Raw genomic sequence first — 16,168 nt, forward strand, 5'->3', positions numbered from 1 at the left:
AGGCATTTCGTCCATGCAGTCCGTGCACATAATGAGCGCCTTTGACGAGGAGCTGAAATATCTGTCGAAGCGCATCGCGGCGATGGGCGGCCATGCCGAGCGCATGGTCGAGCAGGCGGTCGCCGCTCTCGTCAATGCCGATCCTGGGCTGGCCCAGAAGGTCATTAACGACGATGCAGTGCTGGATGAGGGGCAGCGCGAGATCGACGACAAGGCGATCATCATCATCGCCAAGCGCCAGCCGATGGCGACCGACCTGCGCGAGATCGTCGGCGCCATCCGCATTTCGGCCGACCTCGAACGCGTCGGCGACCTCGGCAAGAACGTCGCCAAGCGGGTGGTCGCCGTCACCGACGGCCGCCAGCCGACCAGCCTGTTTCGCGGTCTGGAGGCCCTGGCCAATCTGGCGCTGACCCAGCTCAAGGAAGTTCTCGACGTCTACGCATCGCGCTCGGTCGACAAGATCGGCTTCGTGCGCGACCGTGACGATCAGATCGATGCCATGTACACGTCGCTGTTTCGCGAACTGCTGACCTACATGATGGAAGATCCTCGCAACATCACGCCCTGCACGCATCTTCTGTTCTGCGCCAAGAACATCGAGCGCATCGGCGATCATGCCACCAACATCGCCGAGACCATCTATTACATCGTCACCGGCGACCAGATGCCGGCCGAGCGGCCGAAAGGCGACAAGACGGACAAGATCAGCCTTTCGGCGCCGCTTCCGGCGAAATGAACGTTCATCCTCTCGAACGCCAGATCATATTGCGCTAAACTATCCCGGCGTTAAGCTTCTCAGGCCTTGATAAGGGGCCTGCTTTCAGGAGGCTGCGATGGAATATGTCCGAGAGTTCAAGCCCGCGGCGCCGACATCAGGCATCATCGCCTCCAGTGTCTACATGGCCGGGCGGCGCATCGCGGACATTTCGATCGAGGAAGCCGGCGAATGGGCCAAGAAATCGGGACATGTCGTCTGGATCGGGCTGCTCGAACCGGATCGCGAGCTTCTGTTGCGCGTCCAGGCCCAGTTCCATCTGCATGAGCTGGCGATCGAGGATGCAGAGCATCCGCACCAGCGGCCGAAGATCGAGCAATATGGCGATGCGCTGTTCATCGTCGCCCGCACCGCGCAATTGATCGAAGGACGGGTGACTTTCGGCGAGACGCATCTATTCGTCGGCTCGGGCTACATCGTCAGCGTCAGGCACGGCCCGTCGACCTCCTACGCCGCCGTGCGCCAGCACTGGGAAAGCTGCCCGCATTCGCTGGCCAAGGGCGAGGATTTCGTTCTCTACGCCATTCTCGATTTCATCGTCGACAACTACATGCCGGTGCTCGAACAGATCGAGGACGAGGTCGAGGTGATCGAGGACCGGGTGCTTTTGAAGCCGATGACCGGCCCCGATATCGAGCGGCTCTACATGCTGCGCCGCGATCTGCTGCGCCTGCGCAATGCGGCGCTTCCGCTGGTGGAGGTCTGCCGCCGCCTGACCAGCGCCGACCTGCCGCAGATCCATTCAGCCATGCACCCGCTCTTTCGCGATGTGACGGATCACATCCGCACCGTCCAGGAAAAGATCGACAGCCTGCGCGAGGTGCTGGCCTTCGCCTTCGAGGCGAGCCTGCTGGTCGGTCAGAGCCAGGAAACGGCGATTTCCAAGAAACTCGCCTCATGGGCGGCCATATTGGCGGTGCCGACGGCGTTCGCCGGCATCTACGGCATGAACTTCACCGACATGCCGGAACTGAAGATGGAATATGGCTACCCCATCGTGCTGGCCACCATCGCGGCGATCTGCGCGTTTCTCTACTGGCGGTTTCGCAAGAATGGGTGGCTGTGAAAGGAGGCCAGTAGAAATTAGTGAGGAGTGAACAGTGCTCCACGCGCCCCACTACTCACTACTCACCGACTCCGCCGCCGCTCCGCCGCTGGCTGGAAGGCCACGCGGGCGTGGTACTTGCAATAAGGACCGGTTTCGGCGGCCTCGTTGCCGCAGAAGTTGAAGTCCTCCGATAGCGGATCGCCGTTCGGCCATTTGCAGGTGCGCTCGGTCAGCTCGACGAGTTGCAGATGCCGTGAGATCGGTACCACGACATTCTCGACTGGGCGGATATAATGCCGCGCCACCGGCTCGGCGTCGAATTGCGTCTGAAGGGCGGTCGCGCCGATCGATGTCGTGACGTGGCGAGCCGTGCTCGCGGCGCGCGCCACCGATTTCTGAACGGTCGAGCTCTGTGTCGTCTTCTTCTGGCGTGCCGGCGTCGCCGTTGCGCGGCCGCGGCCCGACAGCTTCAGACGGTGCACCTTGCCGATGACGGCATTTCGGCTCACCCCTCCAAGCTGGGCAGCAATCTGGCTTGCGCTCAGACCCTCCGACCACAATTTTCTGAGAAGTTCGACCCGCTCGTCAGTCCAGTTCATGAGACCGCGCTCCTGCTAAGCGTGCGGCAATCAGAATCCTTTCCCGACCCAGCACCACTGCTGGGGCAGACACCACATATATCTGGTGATTAGGTCCGCCGCACGAAATCTAGTTATTTCTCGACTACAATTACCTTATGCGCAGACTCGGTGACAAGAGTCCCAAGTGCAACACGAATCGGTTTTTTCGGTTTTCCCCAACTTGCCGGTCGCTTATGAGCCGGCGTCTCGTCAGGGGGCTTGCCGCGTGCCACTACGCGACCTTTTCGTTGACTTCATGGCCGAAAAACACGATAAGCCGCACAAGGCCGCCGCTTTGGCGGCTTTTTTGATTTTCCGGTACCGGAGACGCATATAATGAGCGGTTCGGCGCTTTACGAGACCTTTGCTCGCGCTCCCCTGGCTTTCGACCACGGGGAAGGCACTTGGCTGGTTACCGACAAGGGCGAGCGATATCTCGATTTCGCCGGCGGCATCGCGGTCAATTCGCTCGGCCATGGCCATCCGCATCTGGTCGCTGCGCTGACCGAGCAGGCGGCAAAGCTGTGGCACGTCTCCAATCTCTACGAGATTCCCGGGCAGAGCCGGCTTGGCGAGCGCCTGGCCGATGCCACATTCGCCGACAAGGTGTTCTTCACCAATTCCGGCGCCGAGGCGCTGGAATGCGCGATCAAGACGGCGCGGCGCTACCATTTCGTCAAGGGGCATCCCGAGCGCTTCCGCGTCATCACCTTCGAAGGCGCCTTCCATGGCCGCACGCTGGCGACCATCGCGGCCGGCGGCCAGTACAAATACCTCGAAGGCTTCGGCCCCAAGGTCGAAGGCTTCGACCAGGTCGGCTTCGACGACATCGATGCCGCCGAGAAGGCGATTACGCCGGAAACCGCCGCGATCCTGATCGAACCGGTGCAGGGCGAGGGCGGCATCCGCCCGGTCCCGACGCAGTCCCTGAAGCGACTGCGGCAGCTTTGCGACCAGCACGGCCTGTTGTTGATCTATGACGAGGTCCAGTGCGGCATCGGCCGCACCGGAAAGCTGTTCGCGCATGAATGGTCAGGTGTTGCGCCCGACATCATGGCGATCGCCAAAGGCATTGGCGGCGGCTTTCCGATGGGCGCTTGCCTTGCAACCGACGAAGCAGCCGTCGGCATGACGGCTGGCGTGCACGGCACCACATTCGGCGGCAATCCGTTGGCCATGGCGGTCGGCAACGCCGTGCTCGACGTAGTGCTGGAAGAGGGCTTCCTCGAAGACGTCCAGCGCAAGGCATTGCTGATCAAGCAGGGCCTGGCGGCGATCGCCGACGAGTTTCCCGATGTCATCGAAGACATCCGGGGCACCGGCCTCATGCTTGGCCTCAAATGCGCCATGCCCAACACCAAGGTGAACATGGCGCTGCGCGACCAGCATTTGCTGGCGGTTCCGGCCGGCGACAACGTCATTCGCCTGCTGCCGCCGCTCACCGTCACCGACGCCGAGATCCACGAAGCGCTCAACCGCATCCGCGCCGGTGCCAAAGGCCTGGCGGATGCCATCGCCGTGGCCGCCGCGAAGTAATTCCGGAAAATTGCCGATGTCAGTTCGCCATTTCACCGATCTTTCCACCGTTTCCGAAGGCGACCTGCGCTTCATGCTGGACGACGCGGTGGTGCGAAAGGCGCGCCTCAAGGCCGGCGAGCGGACCCGGCCGCTCGAAGGCAAGGTGCTGGCGATGATCTTCGACAAGCCGTCGACGCGCACGCGCGTCTCCTTCGATGTCGGCATGCGCCAGCTCGGCGGCGAGACCATCATGCTGACCGGCACCGAAATGCAGCTTGGCCGCTCCGAAACCATCGCCGACACCGCCAAGGTTCTGTCGCGCTATGTCGACGCGATCATGATCCGCACCACCTCGCATGAACGGTTGCTGGAGCTGACCGAGAACGCCACGGTTCCGGTGATCAACGGGCTGACGGATGACACCCATCCTTGCCAGCTGATGGCAGACATCATGACTTTCGAGGAGCATCGCGGTCCGGTGGCCGGCAAGACCATCGCCTGGACCGGCGACGGCAACAATGTGCTGCATTCGCTGCTCGAGGCCTCGGCGCGGTTCCGCTTCAACCTCAACGTCGCCGTGCCGGAAGGCAGCGAGCCGGCGCAGAAGCATATCGACTGGTCCAAGGCGCATGGCGGCAAGCTGCACTTCACCCGCTCGCCCGAGGAAGCCGTCGACCAGGCCGACTGCGTCGTCACCGATTGCTGGGTGTCGATGGGCCAGGAGCATCGCGCCCGCGGCCACAACGTCTTCTCGCCCTACCAGGTCAATGCCAAGCTGATGGCGCATGCCAAGCCGGACGCGCTGTTCATGCACTGCCTGCCGGCGCATCGCGGCGAGGAAGTCACCGACGAGGTCATCGACGGACCCCATTCGGTGGTCTTCGACGAGGCCGAGAACCGGCTCCACGCCCAAAAGGCGGTGCTTGCCTGGTGTCTTGGGGCTTGAAGTGTCTTGGGGTTCGAAGTGGCTTGGGGTTTGAAAGGTCCGGGCGCTTGATCTGCGGAGGCGCGATGCCTATCTGCGCCGCATCACGCAAATCAAGCGCGTTTGGACGCATGCACCCCAGGGGGCGGCATGGCCGCGCCCTGGAGCTTTGTCATGTTGGAAACGCATCAAGTGACTGAACATCACCCCAAACTCGGCGAGTTCGGCTATGCCGGCGACGACCATGTCGTGCCGTTCGAGGTCGGCCCGCTCGACGTGCGCGGCCGTACCGTGCAACTCGGGCCGATGCTCGACGCCATTCTCAGCCGCCACGATTATCCCGAGCCGGTCGCCCGCCTGCTGGCGGAAGCCTGTGTGCTGACGGTGCTGCTCGGCACCTCGCTCAAATTCGAGGGCAAGTTCATCCTGCAGACCCGCACCGATGGGCCGGTCGACATGCTGGTGGCGGATTTCACCACGCCGTCGGCGCTGCGTGCCTATGCGCGCTTCGATGCCGATCGCCTCGAGGCACTGGTCGCCGCAGGCGAAACGTCCCAGCAGACACTGCTCGGCGGTGGCGTGCTGGCACTGACCATCGACCAGGGCGCCCATACGCAGCGCTATCAGGGTATCGTCCAGCTCGACGGCGAAACGCTGGAAGACGCGGCGCGCACCTATTTCCGCCAGTCGGAGCAGATCCCGACGGATATCAGGCTGTCCGTGGCCAAGCTGTTGACGCCCGGCGTCGGCGGCGCGCGCGAACAATGGCGCGCCGGCGGTATCCTGGCGCAGTTCCTGCCGCAGGCGTCCGATCGCATGCGCGTTCCGGACCTGCACGGCGGCGATGGCGATCCGCGCGAGGAGATCCATGATCCCACCGACAATTCCTGGCAGGAATTGCTGGCGCTGCTCGGCACCATCGAGCCGACTGAGCTGATCGATCCGACGATCGGTACCGAACGGCTGCTCTATCGCCTGTTCCACGAGCATGGCGTGCGGGTTTTCGGCGGCGTTCCCGTCGCCGACCAGTGCTCATGCTCGCGCGACAAGATCCGCGGCATCCTCGAGGGCTTCTCCGCGCAGGAGATCAAGGACAGCACCGAGGATGGCGGCATCCACGTCGCCTGCGAATTCTGCTCGACACAGTACGACTTCGATCCGGCGGAATTTGCCGCGCAATAAAGCCAGTCCTTCTCCTCGTAAAACGGGGAGAAGGACGCTAATTCACCGTACGCCTGGTCCCCGGCAGATCCAGCGAAAATGCCGGGATGGCGATGTCGAAAGTCTCGCCGCGCTTGTTGCGCATCGTGTAGTGCCCGACCATGATGCCTGATGGCGTCGAGAGCGGGCAGCCGGACGTGTATTGATAGCTGTCGCCGGGATTGAGTTCGGGCTGGTCGCCGACGACACCCGGGCCACGCACTTCCTCGACCCTGCCGGCACCGTCGGTGATGTGCCAATAACGCGACAGAAGCTGCACGAATTCGTCCGACTGGTTGTCGATCGTTATCTGATAACCCCAGACATAGCGGTTCTCGGAAGGATCGGAGCGGTCCTCGAGGTAGAACGGCCTGACCTGCACTTCGATGTTGCGCGTGACGGCGCGGTACATAAGCGGCTCCAAAACGATCCGATACCTTTCGGCGCTCCCGGCGAGCAGATCAACGAGCGCGTCTTGTCGCGCCTCGTCTTGAAACGCAGGTGCCGGCAAAGAATGTCATTTAAGTGACACATGACAATGATGGGGTGCGCCGACCAATGCCGGGCGACTCGGGCGCTCTGTCGAACTGTCGAAAACGGCCGCCACACCGGCTGGTTTTTCTGGAGTGACCGGATCTCGATGGAACTCACCCTCATAACCGCCTCGCTGTCGTCCGCTCTCATTGCCTCAAACCTCGCCAGCATCCTGCTCGCCGCCTCACAGCTGAGACGGCGCACCGCGATCGCACCGCCGGTCGGCAAATCGCCGCCGGTATCGATCGTCATACCCTCGCGCGGCGTCGAGCCGTTCACGCAGGAGACGCTGGAGCGCGCCTTCTCGCTCGACTGGCCGCGCTACGAGCTGATCTTCTGCGTTGCCCATGGCGACGATCCGGTGGTCAGGTTGATCCGCGCCGCCATTGGCCGCTTTCCAAAAGTGCCGGCCCGGCTGTTGATCGGTGACGACCGCGTCAGCGCCAATCCCAAGCTCAACAATTGCGTCAAGGGTTGGGAAGCCGCGCGGCACAACTGGGTCGTCCTCGCCGACTCCAACGTGCTGATGCCGAGAGACTACATCCAGCATCTGATGGCGGCGTGGCAGCCGGATACCGGCCTTGTCTGCTCGACACCGATCGGCTCGCGGCCGGAGGGCTTCTGGGCCGAGGTCGAATGCGCCTTCCTCAACACGCTGCAGGCCCGCTGGCAATATGCCGGCGAGGCGCTCGGCCTTGGCTTTGCCCAGGGCAAGAGCATGCTGTGGAACAAGCCGATGCTGGATGCCAATGGCGGCATCCGCGCGCTGGCCGCCGAAATCGCCGAGGACGCCGCCGCGACCAAGCTGGTCAATGGGCTTGGCCTATGCGTCAATCTCGTCGCGGCACCCTTCGAGCAGCCGCTTGGCAGGCGCACGCTTGGCGCGATCTGGTCACGCCAGGCCCGCTGGGCGCGCCTGCGCCGCGTAACCTTCCCGCGGTTCTTCGCGCCGGAAATCCTGACGGGCGCGGTGGTGCCGCTGGCGCTTGCGCTGGTTGCGGCGGCAAGCGCCGGCTTCAGCCTGCCGCTGACGGCCATCGCCGTGCTGGCGGCCTTTTATCTACCGGAATGCGCCCTGGCCTGGTCCAAGGGCTGGCACCTGTCGCCGCGCACGGTCGCGGCGATGATTGCGCGGGACTTGATGCTTCCAACCATGTGGGCGCGCGGCTGGCTCGGCGGCGCCGTCGACTGGCGCGGCAATGCGATGATCATCGGCACCAAGGCCGCCGAACTGGAAGAGGCGTCGTCGCGCGCCTGATCGCGGCGCGGACGACGCTGCCTCGACGGCTCCCTATTTGGCGCCCTTCAGCGCCTGGGCGATGTCTTCCAGAAGGTCGTCGGTATCCTCCAGGCCGACCGACAGCCTGAGCGTTCCTGGCCCGATGCCGAGTTCGGCGCGCGCCTCTTCGCTCAAATTCTTGTGCGTGGTCGTCGCCGGATGGGTGATCAGGCTCTTGGCGTCGCCGAGATTGTTCGAGATCAGCACGATGTCGAGCGCGTTCTGCAGGGCGAAAGCCGCCTGCTTGCCGCCCTTGACGTCGAGGCAGATCAGCGTCGAGCCGCCCGACATCTGCTTCTTGACGATCTCGGCCTGCGGATGGTCGGCGCGGCCGGGATAGATGACGCGGGCAATCTGCGGCTGCTCGGCGAGGAAATCCGCGATCTTGCCGGCGCTCTCCGTCTGCTGGCGCACACGCAGCGGCAGCGTCTCCAGGCCCTTCAGCAGCGTCCAGGCGTTGAAGGGCGACAGGCTGGGGCCGGTGTGGCGGAAATAGTCATGCAAATTCTCGTCGATCCACTTCTTGTCCGACAGGATCACGCCGCCGAGACAGCGGCCCTGGCCATCGATGTGCTTGGTGGCCGAATAGACGACGATATGCGCGCCGAGCTGCAACGGCTTCTGCTGGAGAGGCGTGGCAAAGACATTGTCGACGACAAGCCGCGCGCCGATCGAATTGGCGAGCGCAGCCACAGCGGCGATGTCGACCACTTCCAATGTCGGGTTGGTCGGGCTTTCCAGGAAGAACAGCTTGGTGTTGGGCCTGACCGCCTTTTCCCAGTTGGCGATATCGGTGCCGTCGACCAGCGTCGCCTCGATGCCGTAGCGCGGTGCCAGCGTCTCGACCACCCAACGGCAGGAGCCGAACAGCGCGCGCGCCGCCACGATGTGGTCACCGGCCTTGACGCTGCAAAGAAGCGCCGCCGTTACTGCCGCCATGCCCGATGCCGTGGCGCGCGCATCCTCGGCGCCTTCGAGCGCACACATGCGCTTTTCGAACATGTCGACGGTCGGATTGGCGTAGCGCGAATAGATGAAGCCCGGCTCCTCGCCCTTGAAGCGGGCTTCGGCGGCTTGCGCCGTTTGATAGACATAGCCCTGGGTCAGGTACATCGCCTCGGAGGTCTCGCCAAAGCCGGAACGCAGGGTTCCGCCATGCACGAGGGCTGTTTGAGGCTTCCAGTTGCGCTTCTTGCTGCTCATTGCTTTTGTTCCAGACACAAAAAAACCGGTCGCGAAAGTCGCAACCGGTCCATACGGCCTCGCGGCCAACGGTCCTTTAGCGACTTGTTTAACGTGGCTGCAAGCCGACCGGCCAAATCACCACGGGATAACGACCCTTTAGACCCGTACCACGCTTGCGTCAATTGCCGGCTTCATTAAGAGGTTTGTACCAAGCAGGTTCCGCAAAAGCGTTTCACGGTTTTGCGGCGAGAACCTGCGGCAGGAAAATCGTCTGGCCTAGGAGCGGAGCCTTGCGGCAGACAGGCATTCTTCCCGATCAGGATATCTCGGCGCTGTTCCAGTCCGGCGCGCTGAAGTCGCCGCGCGCGCTCGATGCCGACCAGATCCAGCCGGCCAGCCTCGATCTCAGGCTCGGCGACAAGGCCTGGCGGGTGCGGGCGTCCTTCCTGCCGGGTCCGGATCATCGGGTTGCCGACAAACTCGACCGGCTGAAGCTGCATGAGTTCAGCCTCGCCGACGGCGCCGTGCTGGAAACGGGCTGTGTTTACATCGTGCCGCTGCTGGAAAGCCTTGCGCTGCCCCCAACCGTGTCCGCCTCGGCCAATCCGAAGAGTTCGACCGGGCGGCTCGACATTTTCACCCGCGTCATGACCGACCGTGGCCACGAGTTCGACAAGATCGCCGCCGGCTACAACGGTCCGCTTTACCTGGAAGTCAGCCCGCGCACCTTTCCGATCGTCGTGCGCACCGGCTCGCGCCTGTCGCAGATCCGCTTCCGCACCGGCAACGCGCTGCTCTCGGAAGCCGAATTGCATGAATTGCACCGCGCGCAGATGCTGGTCGCCACCGAGCCGCCGAATATTTCGGGCGGCGGCATCGCGCTGTCGATCGATCTCAAGGGCGACGGTGACGGGCTGGTCGGCTATCGCGGCAAGCATCACACCGGCCTTGTCGATGTCGACAAGCGCGCCGCGCAGGACGTCGTCGATTTCTGGGAACCCATCCACAAGAGCGGCGCCGGCGAACTGGTGCTCGATCCGGACGAATTCTACATCCTCGTCAGCCAGGAGGCGGTGCATGTGCCGCCGCTCTATGCTGCCGAGATGACGCCCTTCGACCCGCTGGTCGGCGAATTTCGCGTCCATTATGCCGGCTTCTTCGATCCGGGCTTCGGCCATTCGGCGGCCGGTGGCACCGGCAGCCGGGCGGTGCTTGAAGTGCGCAGCCACGAAGTGCCGTTCATCCTCGACCATGGCCAGATCGTCGGCCGGCTGGTCTACGAGCACATGCTGAAGCGGCCGCAGGCGCTCTACGGCACCGATCTCGGCTCCAACTACCAGGCACAGGGCCTGAAGCTCTCCAAGCATTTCCGCGCCGCGCGCTGAACCCCGATTGCCGCCAGGCAAGATACTTGCCTGCCGGCACATCATGCGTGGCTGGCCTGTCGGTCGTCGGGATGGCGGCGCTCAAGGCGAACAAGAAAATGCAGATCTCGAAATGGATCCTGTCGGCGGCAGGCGCCGCCCGGCGCTGTAAGCCACGGAGGAAGAACAGGCGAGGGATAGGGCCAAGCCCGCTAAGATGAAACCAAGCCCCATCCCGTTCATTTTCTCTCCCAGGATATTGGCGCTATCTCAAAGCGCCTTCACCGCCACCTTTACTGGTTTTTCGATCTCGAGCGGGTTGCGCAGCGGCAGGCCGAAATCCCCGGCCTCGATCTCGAACACATCGCCGGCCTCGGTCTTGACGCCGTCGGCGAAGGACAGTGTCGCGGTGCCGAACATATGCACATGCACGTCGCCCGGCTGGCGGAACGCCGAATATTTGAAGTGATGGTGTTCCAGATTGGCAATGGTGTGCGACATGTTCGCTTCGCCCGACAGGAACGGCTTTTCCCATAGCGTCTTGCCGTCGCGCACGATGCGCGAGGTGCCGCGGATGTCGGAAGGCAGGTCGCCGATCAGGATCTCCGGTCCGAACGAGGCGTTGCGCAGCTTGGAGTGGGCGAGGAAGAGATAGTTCACCCGCTCGGTCACGTGGTCGGAAAACTCGTTCGACAGCGTGAAGCCGACGCGGAAGGCGGCGCCGTCATCGCCGATGACATAGATGCCGGCGATCTCAGGTTCCTCGCCGGCGTCCTTGGCGAAGGCCGGTGACAGGAGTGCGGCACCCGGCGCCACGGCCATCGTGCCGTTGCCCTTGTAGAACCATTCCGGCTGCACGCCGACTTGGCCCTTGGCGGGCTTGCCCCCCTCCAGTCCCATGCGGAACATCTTCATGGAATCAGTGAGCTGCTCCTCGCCATCGATGCTGAGCTTCTTGTGCATGGAATCGCGCGTCGCCGCCGAGCCGAGATGGGTCAGGCCGGTGCCGGTGAGGTGCAGATGCGCCGGATCGGGGTGATTGATCGGCGACAACAGCCGCCCCTTCTTGTAGGCGGCATCGAGGTCGACCGTCTCGCCGAGCCCCTTGCGCTCGATCAGGGTGGCCAGGCCGACGCCGGTGCGGGCCGCCTCCATCGCCAGCGAATAGACGCTGCGCGCGCCGTTGATGATCCGGGTCTTGCCGCCATTGCGGGCAACGACGCGGATGGTCTCGGCGTCATCGAGAATCTGCGAGATCAGCATGATCAATCCTCTCTCATGTGCCTTGGCATGGCTGCCGCGGCGGCAAACCTTCCCAAGCGCGGCTGGGACGTCGCCCATGCCACGGGTGAAATTCTCCGTTCGGATTGCGCTCGCGGGGCCTGGTTCCTTGAGGGAACTTCTTCGTGCCGGTCGGTTGCCGGCAGCGCCGCGATGTGACCCGTATGCCTTCCTCGTTGCCTCGCCGGAGCGGTTCGGTCCGCTCCCGGTATTTTGTTTTCACGCAATTCCCGTGGGAAAACCGCGATGCGCTTTCCCGGAATTGTTCCTGTCAGGCCTTGTTCTTGTTGTAGACGTCGAAGATCACGGCGCCGAGCAGGACCAGACCTTTGACCACCTGCTGCCAGTCGACATTGACGCCCATGATCGACATGCCGTTGTTCATCACGCCCATAATGAAGCCGCCGACCACGGCGCCGATGACCTGGCCGACGCCGCCCATCGCCGAGGCGCCGCCGATGAAGACAGCGGCGATGACGTCGAGCTCTGAGCCCAGGCCGGCCGCCGGCACGGCCTGGCCAAGGCGAGCCGCGATGATCAGGCCGCCCAGCGCCGACAGCACGCCCATATTGATGAACACCAGCAGCGTCAGCCGCTCGGTGTTGATGCCCGACAGCTGCGCCGCCTTGGGATTGCCGCCCATCGCGTAGATGCGGCGACCGATGGTCATGCGCTTGGTGACGAAGACGAACAGCGAAATCAGCACGCCCATGACGAGCAGCACCACCGGCAGGCCCCTGTAGCTGGCGAACTCATAGACCAGGAACAGTGCCAGCGCGCTGGCGACCAGCGTCTTGACGACGAACAGGGGGAAGGGCTCGGCTTCATAGCCGTGGCGTTCGCGCTTGCGTCGTGTCCTCACGCCGAAATAGGCATAGGCCAGCACGGCGATCAGGCCGAGCACGACCGTCGTCATGTGCAGCGTCAGGCCGCTGCCCACGATGGTCTTGCCGGCGGCGTTCACCGTGGGCGGGATCAACGTCAGCGGGCCGATAACGTCCGGGATGAAGCCGGAGCTCAGCGCCTTGAAGCCGTCTGGAAGCGGGCCCACCGAGGAGCCGCCGCCCAGCAGCGCCTGGCAGATGCCGCGGAAGATCAGCATGCCGGCCAATGTCACGATGAAGCTCGGTATTCGGTGATAGGCGATCCAATAGCCTTGCGCCGCACCGATCAGGCCGCCCACGATGAGGCATACGATCGAAACCACCAGCGGATTGCTGAGCGGCCCGAGCTGCCAGATGACCATCATGTTTGCCGCCAGGGCGCCGATGAAACCGGCGACCGAGCCGACGCTGAGGTCGATATAGCCGGAAACGATGACCAGCAGCATGCCCAGCGCCATCACGATGATGAACGAGTTCTGCTGCACCAGATTGCTGAGGTTGACCGGCTTGAACAGCGTTCCCGACGTGGTGAACTGGAAGAACAGCATGATGACGATCAGCGCGATGATGAGACCGTATTCGCGCAGGTTCGTCGTCAGCGCCGAGACGGCAATGCGTGGACGCTGGTCCTCGGCGATGTTGCCCTGCGGGGCGGGGGCGCTGTCGGTGCTCATGCTGCTTTTCCTTCTCCCCGAACGATGGCGCGCATTATTTTTTCCTGGCTTGCGTCCGCCGCGGGCATTTCGCCGACGATGCGGCCTTCGTTCATGACGTAGATGCGATCGGTGATGCCGAGCAATTCCGGCATTTCCGACGAGATGACCACGATCGCCTTACCCTCCGAGGCAAGACGCGCGATGATCGTGTAGATTTCGTACTTGGCGCCGACGTCGATGCCGCGCGTCGGCTCGTCGAGGATCAGCAAATCCGGATCGGCGAACAGCCATTTCGACAACACCACCTTCTGCTGGTTGCCGCCGGAAAGATTGCCCGTCATCTGATAGACGCTCGAAGCGCGGATGTTGGTCTTCTTGCGATAATCGTTGGCAACGGCGAGTTCGCCCAGATCGTCGATCACGCTGTGACGCGACACGCCGCCGAGATTGGCAAGCGTGATGTTGTGCTTGATATGGTCGATCAGGTTGAGACCGTAAGTCTTGCGGTCCTCGGTCACGTAGGCGATGCCGTGTTCGACCGCCTTGCTCACGGACGAGACATCGATCGGCTTGCCCTTGAGCAGCACCTCGCCCCTGATGTGGCGGCCATAGGAGCGGCCGAACAGGCTCATGGCGAATTCGGTGCGGCCGGCGCCCATCAGCCCGGCTATGCCGACCACCTCGCCCTTGCGCACATTGATGTCGATGCCCTTGATCACCTGCCGTTCGGCATGAATCGGGTGATAGACCGACCAGTTTTTCACTTCGAAGACGACCTCGCCGATCTTTGGTTCCCGCGGCGGATAGCGGTCGTCGAGCGAACGGCCGACCATCGAGGTGATGATTCGGTCTTCCGAGATATCCTTCTTGGCCAGCGTCTCGATGGTGCGCCCGTCTCGGATGACGGTAACCTTGTCGGCGACCCGGTTCACCTCGTTGAGTTTGTGCGAGATCAGGATCGAGGTCATGCCTTGCCGCTTGAACTCGAGCAAAAGGTCGAGCAGCGCCTGGCTGTCCTTCTCGCTGAGCGATGCGGTCGGCTCGTCGAGGATCAGCAGTTTGACTTCCTTGCTCAACGCCTTGGCGATCTCGACCAGCTGCTGCTTGCCGACGCCGATATTGGTGATCAGCGTCTTGGGGTCCTCCTTGAGGCCCACCTTCTTCAACAGCGCGCTGGTGCGCGCCTCGTTGGCGTCCCAGTCGATCATGCCGTATTTGGCGTGTTCGTTGCCGAGGAAAATGTTTTCGGCAATCGACAGCATCGGCACCAGCGCAAGCTCCTGGTGGATGATGACGATGCCCTTGTGTTCGCTGTCATGGATGCCTTTGAACTGGCATTCCTGGCCTTGAAAGATGATCTGGCCTTCATATGTGCCCGCGGGATAGACGCCCGACAGCACTTTCATCAGCGTCGACTTGCCGGCGCCGTTCTCGCCGACCACGGCGTGGATTTCGCCTTCCTCGACGCTGAGGTTGACATTCGACAGCGCCTTCACGCCGGGAAACGTCTTGGTGATGTCGCGCATCTCCAAAATCGTCGAGGTCATCAGGGCAAGCTCCTAGACTTTCTTGTTTTTACGCAATTCCCAGGGGAAAGCGTTACGCGCGTTTCCTGGAATTGCTCTAGGCCGGCAGTAACAATACCGGGGTCGCTTGTGAACGAAAAGGGGCCCTGCGTCGCGCAGGACCCCAGATTTCATAACAGAGATTACTTCAGGTCTTCGGCCTTGATGTAGCCGGAGTCGACGACCAGCTTCTGGTAGTTCGACTTGTCGACATCATGCGGCGTCAGCAGGATCGAGGGAACGACCTTGACGTCGTTGTTGTAGGTCTTGGTGTCGAGGCCGTCAGGCTTGCCGCCCGAGAGCACCTTGTCGACCAGTTCGACGGTCGACTTGGCCAGTTCGCGGGTGTCCTTGAACACGGTCGAATACTGCTCGCCCGAGATGATCAGCTTGACCGAGGCGGTCTCGGCGTCCTGACCGGTCACGATCGGCCAGGGCTGAGCGGCCGTGCCGTAACCCACGGCGCGCAGCGAGGCGGTGATGCCGCGCGACAGGCCATCATAGGGCGACAGAACGCCATCGACGCGGCTGCCGTCCGAGTAGTTGGCCGACAGCAGGTTGTCCATACGCGCCTGGGCGGTTGCCGCCAGCCAGCGCAGCGTGCCGACCTTGTCCATACCGGTCTGGCCGGACTTGATCTTGATCGAGCCGTCGTCGATCAGCGGCTGCAGGACGGAAATCGCACCGTTGTAGAAGAAGAAGGCGTTGTTGTCGTCGGGCGAGCCGCCGAACAGTTCGACGTTCCACGGCTTGGTGTTCGGGAAGCGCTCCTTGAGGCCCTTGACCAGCGAATTCGCCTGGATCACGCCGACGCCGAAATTGTCGAAGGTGGTGTAATAGTCGACATTGGCGGTCTTCTTGATCAGACGGTCATAAGCAACGACGACGACGCCCGCGTCAGCGGCCTTCTGCAGCGCATCCGACAGGGTGGTGCCGTCGATCGAGGCGATGATCAGCGCCTTCGGGCCCTTGGTGATTTCGTTCTCCAGCTGGCTGAGCTGGTTGGGAATGTCGTCCTGCGCATATTGCAGGTCGACGGTGTAGCCGAGAGCCTCGAGCTGGGACTTGACGGCGTCGCCGTCATTGATCCAGCGCTGCGAAGTCTTGGTCGGCATCAGCACGCCGACGAGACCCTTGTCGGCCGCGTGCGCCGACGAATAGGTCATGGCAGCGATGCCAAGCGCCGCGACTGCGGCCAGTGTCTTGATGATTTTCACGTAACTCTCCCTGGTTGATGGACGCAGCACCCCGGGGGTCGCGGGCCGCGCAATCGTGCAGAAGCGCCAAGGCACTGCTGCCGTCATATCGATCTCCGGTATCCTCCCATGGCC

14 protein-coding genes and 1 riboswitch are annotated in these 16,168 nt (G+C 63.0%); of the genes, 7 read left to right on the plus strand and 7 right to left on the minus strand.

The features are described from left to right. Window positions 1–13: 13 nt before the first annotated feature. Window positions 14–739 carry a phosphate signaling complex protein PhoU gene (phoU, locus tag FJV83_RS14975; protein WP_095771886.1) on the plus strand — a complete coding sequence of 242 codons (726 nt, stop codon included), beginning with the start codon at window positions 14–16 and terminating at the stop codon, window positions 737–739. Window positions 740–836: 97 nt separating this feature from the next. Beyond that, entirely contained in the window at window positions 837–1,844 is a 1,008-nt protein-coding gene (locus FJV83_RS14980; RefSeq protein WP_142886596.1) for a magnesium and cobalt transport protein CorA, read from the plus strand. 62 nt (window positions 1,845–1,906) lie between these two features. On the opposite strand, the gene FJV83_RS14985 is transcribed toward FJV83_RS14980, so the two are convergent. Then, window positions 1,907–2,425 carry a GcrA family cell cycle regulator gene (locus FJV83_RS14985; RefSeq protein ID WP_142886597.1) on the minus strand — a complete coding sequence of 173 codons (519 nt, stop codon included), beginning with the start codon at window positions 2,423–2,425 and terminating at the stop codon, window positions 1,907–1,909. Window positions 2,426–2,782: 357 nt separating this feature from the next. Here FJV83_RS14985 and FJV83_RS14990 point away from each other — a divergent pair, with 357 nt between their 5' ends. From FJV83_RS14990 to FJV83_RS15000, 3 genes are all read left to right on the plus strand, one after another. Next, window positions 2,783–3,982 carry an aspartate aminotransferase family protein gene (locus tag FJV83_RS14990; protein WP_095771889.1) on the plus strand — a complete coding sequence of 400 codons (1,200 nt, stop codon included), beginning with the start codon at window positions 2,783–2,785 and terminating at the stop codon, window positions 3,980–3,982. 16 nt (window positions 3,983–3,998) lie between these two features. Further along, window positions 3,999–4,910 carry an ornithine carbamoyltransferase gene (argF, locus tag FJV83_RS14995; RefSeq protein ID WP_095198318.1) on the plus strand — a complete coding sequence of 304 codons (912 nt, stop codon included), beginning with the start codon at window positions 3,999–4,001 and terminating at the stop codon, window positions 4,908–4,910. Window positions 4,911–5,039: 129 nt separating this feature from the next. Then, window positions 5,040–6,071, plus strand: a complete 1,032-nt coding sequence (locus FJV83_RS15000; RefSeq protein WP_095771890.1) for an Hsp33 family molecular chaperone — start codon at window positions 5,040–5,042, stop codon at window positions 6,069–6,071. 37 nt (window positions 6,072–6,108) lie between these two features. On the opposite strand, the gene apaG is transcribed toward FJV83_RS15000, so the two are convergent. Then, a complete protein-coding gene (gene apaG, locus FJV83_RS15005; protein ID WP_010913396.1) occupies window positions 6,109–6,501 on the minus strand; it encodes a Co2+/Mg2+ efflux protein ApaG in 393 nt (130 codons plus the stop codon). A 228-nt stretch (window positions 6,502–6,729) separates the two neighbouring features. Between apaG and FJV83_RS15010 the strand changes: the two genes are divergently transcribed. After that, window positions 6,730–7,881 carry a ceramide glucosyltransferase gene (locus FJV83_RS15010; protein WP_142886598.1) on the plus strand — a complete coding sequence of 384 codons (1,152 nt, stop codon included), beginning with the start codon at window positions 6,730–6,732 and terminating at the stop codon, window positions 7,879–7,881. Between the two features lie 33 nt (window positions 7,882–7,914). Here the strand turns inward: FJV83_RS15010 and FJV83_RS15015 are convergent, their stop codons facing one another. Beyond that, window positions 7,915–9,105: an O-succinylhomoserine sulfhydrylase gene (locus tag FJV83_RS15015; RefSeq protein WP_095771892.1), complete on the minus strand. Its 1,191-nt coding sequence runs from the start codon at window positions 9,103–9,105 to the stop codon at window positions 7,915–7,917. A gap of 56 nt (window positions 9,106–9,161) precedes the next feature. Next, window positions 9,162–9,239, minus strand: a riboswitch (SAM riboswitch). A 138-nt stretch (window positions 9,240–9,377) separates the two neighbouring features. Between FJV83_RS15015 and FJV83_RS15020 the strand changes: the two genes are divergently transcribed. Next, window positions 9,378–10,472: a 2'-deoxycytidine 5'-triphosphate deaminase gene (locus FJV83_RS15020; RefSeq protein ID WP_095771893.1), complete on the plus strand. Its 1,095-nt coding sequence runs from the start codon at window positions 9,378–9,380 to the stop codon at window positions 10,470–10,472. A 249-nt stretch (window positions 10,473–10,721) separates the two neighbouring features. Here the strand turns inward: FJV83_RS15020 and araD1 are convergent, their stop codons facing one another. From araD1 to chvE, 4 genes are all read right to left on the minus strand, one after another. Next, window positions 10,722–11,714, minus strand: a complete 993-nt coding sequence (gene araD1 / locus FJV83_RS15025) for an AraD1 family protein (RefSeq protein ID WP_142886599.1) — start codon at window positions 11,712–11,714, stop codon at window positions 10,722–10,724. 289 nt (window positions 11,715–12,003) lie between these two features. Next, window positions 12,004–13,290 carry a multiple monosaccharide ABC transporter permease gene (gene mmsB / locus FJV83_RS15030; RefSeq protein WP_095771894.1) on the minus strand — a complete coding sequence of 429 codons (1,287 nt, stop codon included), beginning with the start codon at window positions 13,288–13,290 and terminating at the stop codon, window positions 12,004–12,006. Further along, entirely contained in the window at window positions 13,287–14,819 is a 1,533-nt protein-coding gene (mmsA, locus tag FJV83_RS15035; protein ID WP_095787313.1) for a multiple monosaccharide ABC transporter ATP-binding protein, read from the minus strand. Before mmsA ends, mmsB begins: the two co-directional genes overlap by 4 nt. 161 nt (window positions 14,820–14,980) lie before the next feature. After that, entirely contained in the window at window positions 14,981–16,054 is a 1,074-nt protein-coding gene (gene chvE / locus FJV83_RS15040; RefSeq protein ID WP_095771896.1) for a multiple monosaccharide ABC transporter substrate-binding protein, read from the minus strand. Between the last annotated feature and the right edge of the window lie 114 nt (window positions 16,055–16,168).

The organism is Mesorhizobium sp. WSM4307 (assembly GCF_007003945.1).
Classification (GTDB): Bacteria; Pseudomonadota; Alphaproteobacteria; order Rhizobiales; family Rhizobiaceae; genus Mesorhizobium.

Coding starts and splice junctions, on each gene's coding strand:
- phoU (WP_095771886.1), top strand. CDS start 14: ATGCAGTCCGTGCACATAATGAGCGCCTTTGACGAGGAGCTGAAATAT.
- FJV83_RS14980 (WP_142886596.1), top strand. CDS start 837: ATGGAATATGTCCGAGAGTTCAAGCCCGCGGCGCCGACATCAGGCATC.
- FJV83_RS14985 (WP_142886597.1), bottom strand. CDS start 2,425: ATGAACTGGACTGACGAGCGGGTCGAACTTCTCAGAAAATTGTGGTCG.
- FJV83_RS14990 (WP_095771889.1), top strand. CDS start 2,783: ATGAGCGGTTCGGCGCTTTACGAGACCTTTGCTCGCGCTCCCCTGGCT.
- argF (WP_095198318.1), top strand. CDS start 3,999: ATGTCAGTTCGCCATTTCACCGATCTTTCCACCGTTTCCGAAGGCGAC.
- FJV83_RS15000 (WP_095771890.1), top strand. CDS start 5,040: ATGGCCGCGCCCTGGAGCTTTGTCATGTTGGAAACGCATCAAGTGACT.
- apaG (WP_010913396.1), bottom strand. CDS start 6,501: ATGTACCGCGCCGTCACGCGCAACATCGAAGTGCAGGTCAGGCCGTTC.
- FJV83_RS15010 (WP_142886598.1), top strand. CDS start 6,730: ATGGAACTCACCCTCATAACCGCCTCGCTGTCGTCCGCTCTCATTGCC.
- FJV83_RS15015 (WP_095771892.1), bottom strand. CDS start 9,105: ATGAGCAGCAAGAAGCGCAACTGGAAGCCTCAAACAGCCCTCGTGCAT.
- araD1 (WP_142886599.1), bottom strand. CDS start 11,714: ATGCTGATCTCGCAGATTCTCGATGACGCCGAGACCATCCGCGTCGTT.
- mmsB (WP_095771894.1), bottom strand. CDS start 13,290: ATGAGCACCGACAGCGCCCCCGCCCCGCAGGGCAACATCGCCGAGGAC.
- mmsA (WP_095787313.1), bottom strand. CDS start 14,819: ATGACCTCGACGATTTTGGAGATGCGCGACATCACCAAGACGTTTCCC.